General features: G+C 66.0%; 10 protein-coding genes. All 10 read left to right on the top strand.

Annotated features, from left to right (window positions below):
• The first annotated feature begins 159 nt into the window (after nt 1-159).
• Nucleotides 160-2,547: a TonB-dependent receptor gene (locus tag KBA48_RS14730; RefSeq protein WP_292907618.1), complete on the top strand. Its 2,388-nt coding sequence runs from the start codon at nt 160-162 to the stop codon at nt 2,545-2,547.
• 182 nt (nt 2,548-2,729) lie between these two features.
• Nucleotides 2,730-3,854 carry a nitronate monooxygenase family protein gene (locus tag KBA48_RS14725; protein ID WP_292907616.1) on the top strand — a complete coding sequence of 375 codons (1,125 nt, stop codon included), beginning with the start codon at nt 2,730-2,732 and terminating at the stop codon, nt 3,852-3,854.
• 51 nt (nt 3,855-3,905) lie between these two features.
• Nucleotides 3,906-6,008, top strand: coding sequence for an acetate--CoA ligase family protein (locus tag KBA48_RS14720; RefSeq protein ID WP_292907614.1), 2,103 nt, complete (start codon nt 3,906-3,908; stop codon nt 6,006-6,008).
• Nucleotides 6,008-6,784 (top strand): enoyl-CoA hydratase-related protein, encoded by a 777-nt coding sequence (locus KBA48_RS14715; protein ID WP_292907612.1) that lies wholly within the window; start codon nt 6,008-6,010, stop codon nt 6,782-6,784. The genes KBA48_RS14720 and KBA48_RS14715 overlap by 1 nt, the downstream gene beginning before the upstream one ends.
• Nucleotides 6,781-8,262 (top strand): hypothetical protein, encoded by a 1,482-nt coding sequence (locus KBA48_RS14710; protein WP_292907610.1) that lies wholly within the window; start codon nt 6,781-6,783, stop codon nt 8,260-8,262. Before KBA48_RS14715 ends, KBA48_RS14710 begins: the two co-directional genes overlap by 4 nt.
• 75 nt (nt 8,263-8,337) lie before the next feature.
• The gene (locus KBA48_RS14705) at nt 8,338-10,023 is read left to right on the top strand and encodes an NAD(P)/FAD-dependent oxidoreductase (RefSeq protein ID WP_292907608.1); all 1,686 of its coding nucleotides are present in this window, start codon (nt 8,338-8,340) and stop codon (nt 10,021-10,023) included.
• Complete coding sequence (locus KBA48_RS14700; protein ID WP_292907606.1) at nt 10,020-11,519, top strand: aldehyde dehydrogenase family protein; 1,500 nt, start codon at nt 10,020-10,022, stop codon at nt 11,517-11,519. The genes KBA48_RS14705 and KBA48_RS14700 overlap by 4 nt, the downstream gene beginning before the upstream one ends.
• Complete coding sequence (locus tag KBA48_RS14695; RefSeq protein WP_292907604.1) at nt 11,512-13,602, top strand: PQQ-dependent dehydrogenase, methanol/ethanol family; 2,091 nt, start codon at nt 11,512-11,514, stop codon at nt 13,600-13,602. The genes KBA48_RS14700 and KBA48_RS14695 overlap by 8 nt, the downstream gene beginning before the upstream one ends.
• Nucleotides 13,603-13,605: 3 nt before the next feature.
• The gene (locus tag KBA48_RS14690; RefSeq protein ID WP_292907602.1) at nt 13,606-14,526 is read left to right on the top strand and encodes an alpha/beta hydrolase; all 921 of its coding nucleotides are present in this window, start codon (nt 13,606-13,608) and stop codon (nt 14,524-14,526) included.
• Nucleotides 14,527-14,536: 10 nt separating this feature from the next.
• Nucleotides 14,537-15,474 (top strand): acyl-CoA dehydrogenase family protein (locus KBA48_RS14685; RefSeq protein ID WP_292907600.1); only part of this gene is annotated, 938 nt, incomplete at its 3' end.

Genomic DNA, 15,474 nt, shown 5'->3' with positions numbered 1-15,474 from the left:
TTCGCGCCCCAGCAGTTTCAGTCACAGATGAACATGCAGGCGGGGCGGAACCCGCCGAAACCGACGGTGAGCAGCAAAACCCCAACAAGGGCTGCCAGAGCGGATAACAGGGAGGAAACAATGAAAATCGGGTCCAAGAACAGGCGGAGATATGGTCATTTGGCGGGCAGCACCGCCATGTTGGCGCTGCTGGCGCTGGCCCCCATGCCAGGCGCCGCGCAATCAGCGTCCGCCGATACGAATATGCAGGCCGCCCCGGCTCAGGATTACCTGGGCGAGATCATTGTGACGGCCCGGCGCCGTAACGAAACCCTGATCTCCGTCCCCGTGGCCGTTTCTGCCGTCAGCGCGGATACACTGGCTAATTTCGGTGTAACGGATGTGCGTTCTATCGCCAATTATTCACCCGGTCTGGCCATAGACAAGGTCAGCAGCGGGGCCGGCGCGACCATCACCCTGCGCGGCATCGGCACCTCGCCCGGTCAGGCTGGGTTCGAACAGACGGTTTCGCTAAACCTGGACGGCGTGCAGACCTCACGCGGGCGCGCCATCACCCAGGGCCTGTTCGACGTGGGTCATGTGGAAGTGCTGAAAGGCCCGCAGGCCCTGTTCTTCGGCAAAAACAGTCCTGCCGGCGTCATATCCATCACTTCCGCCGGTCCCACGGACGAGGTGTCGGGTTATGCCCGCCTGGGATATGAGACGGTTGCCGACGAGGCCATCGCCGAAGCCGCCGTGGGTGGCCCGGTGAGCGACAGCGTGGGTGCGCGGCTGGCCGTGCGGTATCGTAAGATGGATGGGTGGCTGCGCAATATCGGCGGCCCGGTCAACACCTCTGTCCCCGGCGTGACGCGTCCCGGCGAGGAAGAGGCGATGGGCCGCCTGACCCTGACCTGGAAACCGTCAGAGAGCAATTTCGACGCCACGCTGAAACTGTCGGCCAGCGACTATAGCGACGACGGCGCGGCCGCCGGTCAGCAGCTTTTCTATTGCGGCGCCCTGCCAGCCGGTGGCGTGGCGGGCCGCGTCGACCCGTATGGTGAGTGCAAGTTCGACAAATATTACTCGTCGGCCGGTCTGGCCAACGGCGTGGCCGACAACTGGCCCTATGCCAAACAACAGCCCTATAGCGACGTGAAGGTCTATCTGGCCTCGCTCTCAGCCAACTATAACTGGGAAAATCTGGCGCTCACTTCTGTGACCGGCTATTTCAGCACACGGTCGCGCACCAGCGACAGCTATGACGCCACCTCCTATTACATCATCGGCGCGGCCGAGCGGGAGGATTTCGACGCTTTCAGCCAGGAGGTCCGTCTGCTCTCCTCCTTCGACGGGCCGGTCAATTTTATGCTGGGCGCCTATTATCAGGATTCCGACCTGTATTTTGAGAATAACAGCCGCATCGCCCTGCTGCCGGCTGATCCGGCCACCGGCAAATACCATACCTGGGAAAAACCCAGCGGTACCAAGGGCAAGGCCTATTCCGGCTTCGGCCAGTTGATCTGGGCCGTGACACCAGAAGTGGAAATGGCGGGCGGCGTACGCTACACACGCGAAACTAAGGATTCCTACCTCTATAATTCCTGGGTCCATCCGCTGCTGACGGCCACGTTCCTGCCGCCCACAACGATCCTGAAGGATAATTTCCGAGACGGAAACTATTCGCCCGAGGCGACCCTGACCTGGCGCCCCACCTCGGAGATCACCACCTACATCGCCTACAAGACCGGCTATAAGTCGGGGGGCCTGGGCCTCAGCGCCGTGCTGACCCCGCGCGCCGTCACCGCCGATGACTTCAATTTCGAGGCGGAGAAGGTGCGCGGCGAAGAGATCGGCCTGAAGGCGCAGTTGTTTGACAAAAGCCTGACCCTGACCACCGCCGCCTATTCCTACCTCTACAGCAATTTGCAGGTGAACGCCTTCAACGCGGCCCTGGCCTCCTTCACCGTCACCAATGCCGCCAGCGCGCGCAGCAAGGGATTTGAGATCGACGCCAACCTGCGCGTAACCCCGGACCTGACCGTTTATGGCTCGGTCTCCTATAATCACAGCCGCTACAAGGAATTCGTCAGTAGTTGTTATGGCGGTCAGACCCTCGCCATGGGCTGCGACTACCGGCTCAGCGTCGGAGCCGACGGCATCGCTGGAACGGCCGACGACCGGTATGGCCAGGACATGTCGGGCCGCCCCCTGACGCGGGCTGCGGACTGGTCGCTGAATAGCGGCTTCGATTACACGATCCCGCTTTCCGGCGCCTGGGACCTGGGCCTGTCGGGCAATGCCCGCTACACCAGCAAGATCAACGGCACCGACAATGCCAATCCCGGCGGCCTGCTGAAAGGCTATTGGGTGCTGGATGCCGCGGCACGGCTGGAGATGGACCGGCAGTGGGAAATCTCCCTGGTCGGCCGCAATCTCAACAATGCGATGTACGGCTACCTGCAGGAAAAGCCGGGTTCGCCCACGACACCGGGCACGCCGTCCCAGGTCTTCGCCATCCCGACGCGCGGGCGGCAGGTCCTGGTACAGGTCGGCTACACGTTCTGAGCTGGCGGGCGAAGTCCGGGCTGCCGGGCTTCCAATAATCTCCACCGTCACCCCGGTGACAAGCCGGGGCCCAGCGTAAGGCGCGGTCAGCGCCGGTATGACTCATATCGCGGCAGACGCCGCTCCGCGCCTGGGCCCCGGCTTGTTACCGGGGTGACGGTGGAGAAGACGGAGTATATTTGATGAAAACCATCAAGGAACTGGTGGGGGTGGATTTCCCCCTGTTCGCCTTCAGCCATTGCCGTGACGTGGTGGCGGCGGTCAGCCGGGCCGGCGGCTTCGGCGTGCTGGGCGGCAGCAGCTTCACGCCGGAGACGCTGGAAACGGAGTTGCGCTGGATCGACGACCATGTCGACGGCAAGCCCTATGGCATCGACATCCTGATCCCCGAGCATCAGCAGTTGGGCGGTGGCATGGATATGGAGGCGCTGGCCAGCCGTATCCCACAGGGCCACGTCGATTTCACCATCGACCTTCTGCACCGTCACGGCATCAATGCCGGGCCGGGCGACGTGGTGACAAAGCAACTTCCCGCCACCCTGCCAGAGGTGGGAGAGGCGCTGATGGATGTGGCTTTCCGCCATCCCATCCGGCTGATCGTCAACGCGCTGGGCATCGCCCCGCCATCGATGCTGTCCCGTGCCCGCGCCCATGGCGTGCCGGTGGGCGCCCTGGTCGGGGCCAAGGAACATGCCATCCGGCAGGTGCAGGCCGGCGTGGACATCATCATCGCGCAGGGCGGAGAGGCCGGCGGCCATTGCGGGGAGGTTTCCACCCTGGTGCTGGTGCCGGAGGTGATCCGCGCCATCGCCCCGTTACGCCCCGTGCCCGTGCTGGCAGCGGGCGGCATCATGACGGGGGCGCAGATGGCGGGCTGCATGGCCATGGGGGCGGCCGGCGCCTGGACCGGTTCGGTCTGGCTGGCCACCACCGAGGCCGAAACCAGCCAGGCGTTCCGGGAAAAGATGGTGGCCGCGAGTTCGCGCGACACGGTGCGATCCGCCACCCGCACCGGCAAACCGTCACGGCAGTTGCGCTCCGGCTGGCATGCCGCCTGGGACAAGGAGGGCAGCCCCGGCGCCCTGCCCATGCCGCTGATGGCCATGATCTCCATCCCCGCCTTCGAGATGATCGACAAGGCGGCCGAGCGGCCCGACGCTTCGGCACGGGAACTGGTCAGCTATTTCGTCGGCCAGGGCGTGGGGCTGGTGGAGGATGTTCGTTCCGCCACCTCCGTCGTGCAGGATTTCAAGCAGGACTTCGCCGAAGCGCTGGGCCGCATGCTGGCCTTCGCCGAAGAAGCGTAGAGCCGCGCGCGCCTTCCCAATGCCATGCCATTTTCCGCGAAAGGCATCGCCATGACATCGCCATCCCATCCGCTTGCCCGCCTGTTCGCGCCGCGCTCCGTGGCGCTGGTGGGGGCGACGGAGAAATCGGTATGGACGACACTGATCGTCCGCAATTTCCGTGACTTCGGCTATGAGGGCGCGCTTTACGCCGTCAACCGCAATGGCGTCGACACGTTCGGCATCAAGGGCTACCGCTCCTGCCGTGATATCCCCGAACCTGTCGATGTGGCCTTCATCTTCGTGCCCGTCGATGCCGTGCCGGACGCGCTGGCGGACGCGGCTGCCGCTGGTATCCGCAACGTCACCATTCTGACCTCCGGTTATGCTGAAACCGGCGAGGAGGGACGGCGGCGTCAGGAGGCGCTGGTAACCCAGGCCAACGATCTGGGCGTCACCCTGTGGGGACCGAACTCGCTGGGTTACAACAATGTCGAAGCGGGCATCCCCGTTTCCGTCATCCCGGCCGTGAAACCCTTCCTGCCGCCCGCCATCGCCATCCTGTCGCAGAGCGGGGCGACGGCAGCGGAACTGGCGGAATATGCCCAGGGGCAGAATATCGGCACCAGCTTCGTCGCCGCGACGGGCAACGAGGCACAGATCAGTCTGGCCGATATCATCGACTATCTGGTCGATCATGACGCCACAAAGGCCATCGCGGTCTTCGCGGAAAGCATCCGTAACCCCGCCGCCTTCGTCCGTGCCGCCGGACGGGCGCGGGACAAGGCGAAGCCGATCATCATCCTGAAGATCGGGCGCAGCGATCTGGCCACCCAGGTGGCGCAAGCCCATACGGGATCGCTGGTCGGCGATGATGCCGTGTTCGACGCCGTCTGCCGCCGGCTTGGCGTCATCCGCGTCACCTCCACCGAGGATCTGATCAATACGGCCGGCCTGCTGGCGGCCACCGGGCCGCTGCCGGCGGCGGGGATGAGTTTCCTGTCCATTTCCGGCGGGGCCTGTACGCTGGTCGCCGATGCGGCGGAAGGGTTCGGCGTGCCGCTGCCCGCCAACGACCCGGCAACGGTAACAGCCCTGCGCGGCGTGCTGTCGGACCTGGGATCAACCTTGAACCCGCTGGACATTACCGGGGCGGCCATGCGCGACCCGGACCTGTTCGCCCGTGTCATCCCGTTGCTGGCCGCCAACAGCCAAGTCGGCCTGCTGGGCATCGGCATCGCCGTGCCGACCATGCCGGGCCAGAGCCTGCCCCCGGCGCTGACCGCCATCGGCCGGGCCACGGCCGCGATCAAGACGCCGTCCGTCCTGGTCGGCACCTGCGGTAAATCGTTGAACGATTATGCGCGCGGCGCCATTGCCGAGCATGGGCTGCCGCATGTCATGACCGGCATCGACGCCATGCTGCGCGCCGCCGGTCACGCGCTGTGGTGGTCGGGCCAGTTGAAGCAAGCCGCCCCGCCGCCGGCCCTGGCACTGTCGATGCGCGCGGATACGCCCCGGCTGGACACTGAACGCGCGGTACTGGACTTCCTGGCCGCAAAGGGCGTGCCGGGCGTGCCCCAGCATCTGGTGCGCAACGCCGAGGAAGCAGCAAATATCGCCGTCGGCTTCACGGCACCGCTGGCCCTGAAGATCCTGTCCCCGGACATCGCCCATAAGACGGAGGTGGGCGGCGTCCGTCTGAACGTGCCACCGGGCGAGGCCGCCACGGTCTTCACGGCACTGATGGCGGATGTGGCCCGCGCCCGGCCCGATGCGCGACTGGACGGCGTGATCATAGCGCCGATGCGCAATGGCGGGCTGGAAATGCTGGTCGGCGTGCGCCGCGACCCCACCTGGGGACCGGTCATCGCGGTCGGCTTCGGCGGCGTGCTGGTGGAGGTTCTGGCCGATGTCGCCACCACCCCCCTGCCCGTCGATCAAACCCAGGCCAAGGCGTTGCTGAAATCCCTGCGCGGAGCCCGGCTGCTGGACGGATTCCGGGGAGGCCCGCCGGCCGATATCGACCGGCTGGCCGAAATCATCGTCGCCATCGGCGATGCCGCCCTGTCGCTGGGCGCCGGGTTGGCCGAACTGGAAGTGAACCCGCTGCGCGTGGCCGGCGCAGAGATCGAAGCCCTGGACGGGCTTGTCGTCTGGCAGGAGAATGCGTGATGAGTGACCAGAACCCCGTAACACTGGAACGCAATGGCCCCATCGCCATCGTCACTCTGCACCGCCCGGCCGTACGCAACGCCATCAGCGCCGCCATGGCCGAGGCCATCGAGAATTTCGTCCACGAGATCGAGACAGATCCCAGCCTACGCGTCGCCATCCTGGCCGCAAAGGGTCCGATCTTCTGCGCCGGCGCCGATCTGGCGGAAGTGGCTGCCGGCCGGGGCATGTCGCTGGCCCGGCCCGACACCGGCTTTGCCGGCTTTGTCGATGCCAAGCGCACAAAACCCTGGATCGCCGCCGTACAGGGCCCTGCCCATGGCGGCGGGGTAGAGATCACGCTGTCCTGCGACATGGTGGTGGCGGCCGAAACCGCCAGCTTCACCCTGCCGGAAGTGCGGCGTGGCCTGATCGCCGGGGCCAATGGCAGCTTCCGCATCGCCCGCTACCTGCCCCGGCCTCTGGCCATCGAAATGCTCATCGTCGGCCATCCCCTGCCGGCCTCCCGCGCCCATGCGCTGGGCATGGTCAACAGTCTGGTCCCCACGGCCGATGACGTGCTGCCGGAGGCGCTGCGGCTGGCGCAACTGGTCGCCGCCAACTCCCCCCTGGCCGTGCGCGAAAGCCTGCGCGTTGTCCGCGCCGCGGCCGATCAGGGGGAACAGGACCTGCGGGCTCTGCAGGCGGACGCAGTGGGCATTGTCCTGGCAGGTCCCGACGTGAAGGAAGGCGCCAGCGCCTTCATCGAGAAGCGCCAGCCGGAGTGGCGGACATGAACCGGCAGGAGTTGCTGCCCGTCATCATCGGCATCGGCCAGATCAATGACCGGCCGTCTGCCGACGAACCGGGATTGGATTCCGCCAGCCTGATGCTGGCGGCCCTGGCCATCGCAGAACGCGATGCCGGTGTACCGCTGCTGGGCCGTTTGGACTGGCTGGGCATCGAAAACCAGATTTCCTGTCCCGATCCCGCCATCGATGAAACCGTGACGCGGAACCTGCCGTCGCGTCCCGCCCATGTCCGGCTGACCGAGGACGCCAGCGGTCATGGGCCGGTGGAACTGCTGAACCGGGCCGCCAACGCCATCGGACGAGGCGAGGTGCGATTGGCCGCCATCACCGGCGGTGAAGCTCTGCGCACCGCCGCCAAGCGCGCTGCCGGTGGGGGCATGGCCAATGCCCTGGCCGCAGCGGCCGAAGCCGGGGCCACGAAACTGGCCTGGCGCTATGGTCTTGTGACGCCCGCCGATGTCTATCCCCTGTATGAGAACGCCACCCGCGCCGCCTGGGGCCAGACACTGGCCGAAGCACAGGATGAGACGGCCCTGATCTGGTCCGGCCTGTCGCGGACGGCGGCGGACAACCCATATGCCTGGCTGTGTACACCCCTGACCCCGCACGATATCCTGGCCGAGGGGCTGGCCAACCGCATGATCAGCTTTCCCTACACCAAGCTGATGGTGGCCAACAGTGCCGTCAACCAGGGGGCCGCCCTGATCCTGGCCAGCCAGGAAACGGCCCTGGCCCTGGGTATCCCGACAGAGCGTCTGGTCTTTGTCGGACCGGGGGCGGCCGCGCATGAGCCGGCGGATTTCCTGCGCCGCGACGGGTTCACGGGATCGGCCAGCCTGAACGCCAGCATCGACCGTGCCCTGGCCCTGAACGGGCTGGTCACCGGCCTGCTGGATCATGTTGAACTCTATAGCTGCTTTCCCTGTGTGCCCAAGATGGCGCGGCGGCGTCTGGGCTGGCCCGCAGACCGTCCCGCCAGCGTCTATGGCGGCCTGACCTTCGGGGGCGGTCCCATCGGCAATTGCATGACCCATGCGGCGGCGGCAATGGCGGAAAAGCTGCGCGCGGCACCGGGCAACGGCCTGATCGTGGCCAATGGCGGCTATGCCACGCACAACCATACCATCGCACTGACCAGCACGGCCCCGGCCATCAATCCCTTCCCCCAGGATTTCAACGTACAGGCCACGGCAGATACGCTGCGCGGCCCTATCCCGACACTGCTCGACGATTATACGGGGCCCGGGACAGTGGAGAGTTTCACCATGCCCTTTGGGCGCGAGGGGAAGCCGCTTGGCGCCACCATCGTCGCCCGCACGCCCGAGGGCGCCCGTTTCCTGGCCGCCGTGCCGGGCGACGACCTTGGGGTGCTGGACTGGTTGACCAGGGCCGACCCGGTGGGCAGCGCGGGCCAAGCACAGCCTATGGCAGACGGGCGTCAACGCTGGGTGCGGGGCGGCTGACCCTATCGCCGGACAGGCGCCCTGTACCGCCTCCGGCCCCATGATCAATAAAAACCAAGCAACAGGGAGGAAGACATGACGGTCGGCAATGCCCGGACTCCGTCCGCCCCGGATGGCACCATCCTGGATGCGATCATCATCGGCGCCGGCTTCGCGGGCCTCTACATGCTGCACCGGCTGCGCCAGTCGGGCCTGCGGGCGCATGTGTTAGAGGCAGCACCCGATGTCGGCGGTACCTGGTACTGGAACCGCTATCCGGGCGCGCGCTGCGACGTGGAAAGCGTCGCCTATTGTTATTCCTTCTCTCCTGAGATCACAGCGGAATGGAACTGGTCGGAACGGTTCGCCACTCAGCCAGAAATCCTGGATTATATCCGCTTCGCCGCCGACCGGCTGGATCTGCGCCGCGACATCCGTCTCAACACCCGCGTCACGGCCGCCCATTATGATGAGGGCGCCAATCTGTGGCGGGTGACCACCGATCAGGGACGGACGGTGACGGCCCGTTTCTGCATCGCCGCCACAGGATGCCTGTCGGCCAGCCGCCTGCCCGACATTCCGGGCATCGACCGGTTCAAGGGACAGGTGATCCAGTCGGCCAACTGGCCCGGACAGCCCGTCGATTTCAAAGACAAACGGGTAGGCATCATCGGCACTGGCTCCACAGGCATTCAGATCATTCCCGTGGTCGCGGCCCAGGCCGGCCATACTTTCGTCTTCCAGCGCACCCCGGCCTACAGCGTGCCGGCCCGCAATGCCCTGCTATCCGATCATTACCGCGCGGCGGTGAAGGACCATTTTCCCGAACTGACCCGTCAGCTTCGCGCTGGTCTGATCCATGGCAACAGCGATCTGCGCATTCCGGGGGAAGAACCCCTGCCGCCACCCCTGACCGCTGCCCAGATGACGACAGAAGAACAGCAGGCGGAACTGGAGCGGCGCTGGCAGCGTGGCGGCGCCTGGTTCATGTTCACCTTTGCCGATCAGGTGTTCGACAAGCACGCCAATGAAATTGCAGCGGAATTCATCCGCACCAAGATCCGCCAGATCGTCCGCGACCGCACGGTGGCGGAGAAATTGTGCCCTACCTCCTATGCCATCGGGGCCAAGCGTATCTGCGTCGATACCGACTATTACGCCACCTACAACCGCCCCACCGTCACCCTGCTGGACCACGGCACCGACCCGATCATCGAGGTGACGGAAACAGGCATCCGGACCGGCAAGGGCGATGTCGATCTCGATATCATCATTTTCGCCACCGGCTTCGATGCCATGACCGGCGCCTTGCTCTCCATGGATATCCGGGGGCGGGATGGTCTCAGCCTGAAGCAGAAATGGGAGAGCGGACCCCGCACCTATCTGGGCCTGGGCATGGCGGGTTTCCCCAACCTGTTCACCATCACCGGACCCGGCAGCCCATCGGTTTTCAGCAATGTCGTCATCTCCATCGAACAACATGTCGAATGGATCGGCGATTGCCTGGACCATCTACGTCAGCGGTGCCTTGCCGGCATCGAACCCACGGAGGCCGCCGAAGAGGAATGGGTCCGCCATGTGGGCGAGGTGGCCAACGCCACCCTGATCCCCACGGCGAAATCCTGGTATGTCGGGGCCAATATCCCCGGCAAGCCCAATGTCTTCATGATCTATGTGGGCGGCGTCGGCGCCTATCGCGACATCTGCGACAAGGTGGCGGCCGATGGTTACAGGGGTTTCGCCCTGCTACCTGCCGACACCAACCGGGAGGCCGTTGCATGAACATGCCCACCAGCATCGCGCCCGAGGCGGGGCATCGTTTCCTTGAGAAACAGCATCGGCATCTGATCTGCGGGGAATGGGTGGAGCCGGCATCCGGCCGCCGCTTCGACGTGCAGGACCCCGCGACGGGGGAAATCATCGCGCAGGCGCCCGATGGCGATGCCACCGATATCGACCGGGCCGTCGCCGCCGCGCGCAAGGCGCATGAGATGGCCGCATGGCGCGGCCTGACCAGCGATGCCCGCGCCCGTATCCTCTGGCGTTACGCGGAACTGCTGGAAGCGCACGCCGACGAACTGGCCTGGCTGGAGGTGCGCAATAACGGCATGCCGCTGGCCTTCGCGCAATGGGCCATCGGGGCCAGTGCCGCCTGGCTGCGCCATTATGCCGGGCTGACCGGCAATATCATCGGCCAGAACGCGTCGGGCGCAGTCTCGGGGGGCGGCAACAGCATGCATGCCTACACGGTGCGACAGCCGGTGGGCGTGGCCGGCCTGATCCTGCCATGGAACGGCCCTATCGGCAGTTTCGTCATCAAGGTTGCACCGGCGCTGGCCGCCGGCTGCTGTCTTGTGGTGAAGCCGGCGGAAAACACACCCCTGACGGCCCTGCGCCTCGGCGAACTGGCGCTGGAAGCGGGGGTGCCGGCAGGCGTCCTGAACATCGTCAATGGTCCGGGCACGGTTGTCGGTGCCGCCCTGGCCGACCATCCGGGCGTCGACAAGATTTCCTTCACGGGATCGACCGAGGTGGGCCGGCGGATCGTGGCGGCGTCGGCCGGCAACCTGAAGCGCGTGACCCTGGAACTGGGTGGCAAGTCGCCCTGCATCATCCTGGATGATGCCGACATGGACCGCGCCATTCCCGGCGCCGCCATGGCCATTTTCGCCAATAGCGGCCAGGTCTGCTTCGCGGGTTCACGCCTGTTCGTGCAGCGCCGGTGCTTCGACAAGGTGGTATCCGGCATCGCCGACATCATCAAGGCCCTGAAGGTCGGCTCCGGCCTGGACCCCGATACGGCCATCGGCCCCCTGATCTCCGCCAGGCAGCGGGAGCGGGTTCAGTCCTATATCGACAATGGCCGCGCCCAGGGGGCGGAAATCCTGGCCGGCGGCGGTGTGCCGGACAGGGGCGGCTATTTCCTGGAACCGACCCTGTTCGCCAATGTGCGGGCCGACATGCGCATCGTGCGGGAGGAGATTTTCGGTCCCGTCCTGGTCGCCACCCCCTTCGACACGCTGGACGAGGTGGCTCGTGCCGCCAACGACACCCGCTACGGCCTGGGCGCCGGCATCTTCACCAGTAACGTCAACAATGCCCACCGGCTGGCCGACCGGATCGAGGCCGGCAATGTCTGGGTCAATTGTTATGGCGTGATGCATCCGACCATGCCGTTCGGTGGCTTCAAGGAATCCGGCTGGGGCCGGGAGATGGGGATGGAGGGGATGAATGCGTTCCTGGAAACCAAATCCGTCTATGTGCAACTCCATGCTTAAACGCCTCTCCGCCCTGCTGCTGGCAGGCACCCTGCTGGCCGCCGCCCCCGCCATCGCCAATGACCGCATCCGGAATGCCGAGGCGGAACCGCAGAACTGGCTGAGCCACGGCCGCACCTATGGCGAACAGCGCTTTTCCCCGCTGGACCAGATCAATCCGGCCAGCATCGGCCGCCTGAGACTGGCCTGGTATCACGATCTGGATACCAACCGGGGACAGGAAGGCACGCCGCTGATCGTGGACGGGGTGCTGTACACGACCACGGCCTGGAGCAAGGTCGTGGCCGTGGACGCCGCCACGGGCAAGCCGCTCTGGTCGCATGACCCGCAGGTGCCGGGCCGCGCCGCCTTCAATGGCTGCTGCGACGTGGTCAACCGTGGCCCGGCCTTTGCCGATGGCAAACTGTTCCTGGGCACCCTGGATGGGCGGCTGCAGGCGCTGGACGCGCGCACCGGCACGCTGCTCTGGTCGGTGCAGACCACCGATCCGAACCAGCCCTATACCATCACCGGCGCCCCGCGTGTGGCCAAGGGCAAGGTGTTCATCGGCAATGGCGGGGCTGAATACGGCGTGCGCGGCTATGTCAGCGCCTATGATAGCGCGACCGGCAAGCTGGTCTGGCGCTTCTACACCGTTCCTGGCGACCCGGCCCGCAAGGATGGGGCCGCATCCGATGCCATCCTGGAAACGCTGGGCCGCCCGACCTGGAGCGGGGAGGATTACTGGAAGAAATATGGCGGGGGCGGCGGCACCGTCTGGGACGCCATCGTCTATGACCCCGATCTGGACCAGCTTTATATTGGCGTGGGCAACGGCTCTCCGCTGAACCATGTCATCCGGTCCGAGGGCAAGGGCGACAACCTGTTCCTGTCCTCCATCGTGGCGCTGGACCCCGACACCGGTGCGTACAGGTGGCATTATCAGGAGGTGCCGGGCGAAAGCTGGGATTACACCGCTTCCCAACAGATCATGTTGGCCGATCTGCCCGTCGGGGGCAGGCAGCGCAAGGTGATCCTGCACGCACCCAAGAACGGCTTTTTCTATGTCATCGACCGGCAGACGGGAAAGACCCTGTCGGCGGAGAAATACGCGCCCACCAACTGGGCCACGCATATCGACCTGACGACGGGACGGCCCGCCATCGTGGCGGAGGCGCGCTATCTGGAAAAACCGTTCGTGGCCACGGTGGGATCGGCCGGTGCCCATAGCTGGCACCCCATGGCCTTCAGTCCGCAAACGGGTCTTGTCTATATCCCCGTGCAACTGATCCCCGGCTATTACCACCGCGACAAGGCCTTCACCTATCGCAAGGGTCGCTGGAACCTGGGTTACGACCTGATGCGCGTGCCCATCCCGCGCGATGCCGATGGGCGCAAGGCCATGCAGGACAGTTTGCAGGGCTGGCTGTCCGCCTGGGACCCCGTGACACAGAAGGAGGTCTGGCGGGCCGACCATGGCATGGCCTGGAACGGCGGAGCGCTGGCCACGGGCGGCGGGCTGGTGTTCCAGGGGACGTTCGACGGCAGATTCAGGGCCTATGATGCAGGCAACGGCACGGAACTGTGGAGCTTTGCGGCGCAGACGAGCGTAATGGCCGGGCCCGTCAGCTACAGCGTCAATGGCAGGCAGTTCATCGCCGTACTGGCCGGCACGGGTGGCGCCGTGCCCCTGGCCCTTCCCAGTTTCCAGGGACCGCAGGCCCGACCCAATGGCCGCATCCTGGCCTTTGCCCTGGATGGCGCCGCCGCGTTACCGCCGCTGGACACAATTGTGGCACCGCCCAGCAATGCCAGCGTGCCGGCCCCCGCCGAGCGTATCGAGCAGGGTCGCATCCTCTATGCCGATAATTGCGGCGGATGCCACGGGATGGGCACCCTGTCGGGCGGCATTCTGCCCGACCTGCGCCGGTCACTGGTGCTGGAGAGTGCCGAGGCGTGGCAACAGGTGGTCATCGAAGGCGCCTTCCAGGACCGGGGCATGATCAGTTTCCGTCCGTTCCTGACCGCTCAGGACGCCGAAACCATCCGCGCCTATGTCGCGGACGAGGCCGCGCACCTGCGCCGCGAAGCCAAGGAGCCCTAAGCCATGGCATTGGACCCTGACGCCCGCCGCCTGCTGGACATGGCGGCATCCATGGGCGCACCCCCGCTGGACACCATGCCGGTCGCCGAGGCTCGCGCCGCCGTGCAGGCCATGGCGGCGATGCTGCAGCCCCCGCCGGTACCCCACCGGATGCGGGCCATCGACCTGGGCGGCGTGCCCGCGCGGCTGTACCGCCCGGTGGAGGCGGAAGATGCGGCGATCCTGCCGGCTTACATCCACCTGCATGGCGGCGGCTGGGTGTTGGGTGACCTGGACGGATGCCATTCCTTCTGTGCGGAAATCGCCGCCACGGCCGGTATCGCCGTCGTCGCCGTCGATTACCGGCTGGCCCCGGAACACCCCTTCCCCGCCGGGTTGGAAGACAGCCTGATGGCGGTGCGGCAGGTGGTCGAACAGGCGGCAAGGCTGGGGATCGATCCGACCCGGCTGTCCATCGGCGGCGACAGTGCCGGCGGCAATCTGGCGGCATCCACATGCCTGATCCTGCGGGACGGGGACGGGGAACCGGTCCTGCGGGCGCAGATGCTGCTCTACCCCGTCACCGACCTGCGCATGCAGACGGCATCCTACGCCATCCCCGACGCGGATGGGCTGCTGACGGCCGGTATGATGCGCTGGTTCCGCGATCTTTACGCCGGCGATGTCATGGATTGGCGCGTCTCCCCGCTGCTGGCCGCCAGCCATGCCGGCCTGCCCCCGGCCTATATCATCACCTGCGGCTTCGACCCGCTGCGCGACGAAGGCCGGGCCTATGCCGCCGCTCTGGCGCAGGCAGGCGGCTCTGTCACCCATGTGCCCTATCCGAACCAGTTCCACGGCTTCCTGTTCATGGGCGCCGCCATCGCCGCCGCGGGCACCGCCATCGCGGATGTGGCGGGTTACTTGCGCAACGCCCTACGCTGAGGACCTCCCCATGCTCTCCTTTGATGATTGGAGGGCGCGTTCGCCCTTCTATGATGAAACCCATGACGCGGTGGCCCGATCCGTGGCCCGGTTCGTGGAGCGCGAGGTCACGCCGCATATCGACCGGTGGGAGGCCGAGGGCGAGTTGCCCCGCGACCTGCACCGCAAGGCGGCGGCCGCCGGCATCCTGGGCCTGGGTTTTCCGGAGGAATATGGCGGATTGTCGGAGGGGTTCGACATCTTCCACACCTTCACCCAGGCCGAAGAACTGGCCAAGACCGGCGCCGGCGGCCTGCACGCGTCCCTGATGACCCATTCCATGGCGCTGCTGCCGGTCCTGCAACTGGGATCGGAAGAGATGAAACGCCGGGTCGCCCCGGCCGTGCTGGCGGGAGACAAGCTGATCGCGCTGGCCATCAGCGAGCCGTCGGGCGGATCGGACGTCGCCAACCTTAAGACGACGGCCAAACGGGTGGGCGACCGCTATGTCGTGAACGGGTCGAAGACCTTCATCACATCCGGCATGCGGGCCGATTATTTCATGACGGCGGTACGCACCGGTGGTCCCGGCATGGGCGGCATCTCGCTTCTGCTGCTGGAAGCCGACATGCCGGGCTTTGCCCGGACCAGGCTGGACAAGATGGGCTGGCGCTGTTCCGACACGGCCACGCTTTATTTCGACAATGTCGAGGTGCCGGTTGAAAACCTGATCGGGCCGGAGAACCAGGGCTTCCAGCGTATCGTGCGCAATTTCAACGATGAACGCCTGCTGATGGCCATGCAATGCTGTGCCCATTCCCGCGTCTGCCTGAAGGAGGCGGCCGAATGGGCATTGGTGCGGGAGACGTTTGGCAAAAGGCTGGTCGACCACCAGACCATCCGCGTGAAGCTGGCCAATATCGCCCTGATGATCGAGGGCACCCAGGCCTGGGTCGATCAATGCGCCTG

The organism is Niveispirillum sp., assembly GCF_017996735.1.
Taxonomy (GTDB): Bacteria; Pseudomonadota; Alphaproteobacteria; order Azospirillales; family Azospirillaceae; genus Niveispirillum.
The sequence above is the reverse complement of the archived record's forward strand: the minus strand, read 5'-3'. Positions and strand labels throughout refer to the sequence as shown.

Coding starts and splice junctions, on each gene's coding strand:
- KBA48_RS14710 (WP_292907610.1), top strand. CDS start 6,781: ATGAACCGGCAGGAGTTGCTGCCCGTCATCATCGGCATCGGCCAGATC.
- KBA48_RS14695 (WP_292907604.1), top strand. CDS start 11,512: ATGCTTAAACGCCTCTCCGCCCTGCTGCTGGCAGGCACCCTGCTGGCC.
- KBA48_RS14715 (WP_292907612.1), top strand. CDS start 6,008: ATGAGTGACCAGAACCCCGTAACACTGGAACGCAATGGCCCCATCGCC.
- KBA48_RS14725 (WP_292907616.1), top strand. CDS start 2,730: ATGAAAACCATCAAGGAACTGGTGGGGGTGGATTTCCCCCTGTTCGCC.
- KBA48_RS14705 (WP_292907608.1), top strand. CDS start 8,338: ATGACGGTCGGCAATGCCCGGACTCCGTCCGCCCCGGATGGCACCATC.
- KBA48_RS14690 (WP_292907602.1), top strand. CDS start 13,606: ATGGCATTGGACCCTGACGCCCGCCGCCTGCTGGACATGGCGGCATCC.
- KBA48_RS14720 (WP_292907614.1), top strand. CDS start 3,906: ATGACATCGCCATCCCATCCGCTTGCCCGCCTGTTCGCGCCGCGCTCC.
- KBA48_RS14700 (WP_292907606.1), top strand. CDS start 10,020: ATGAACATGCCCACCAGCATCGCGCCCGAGGCGGGGCATCGTTTCCTT.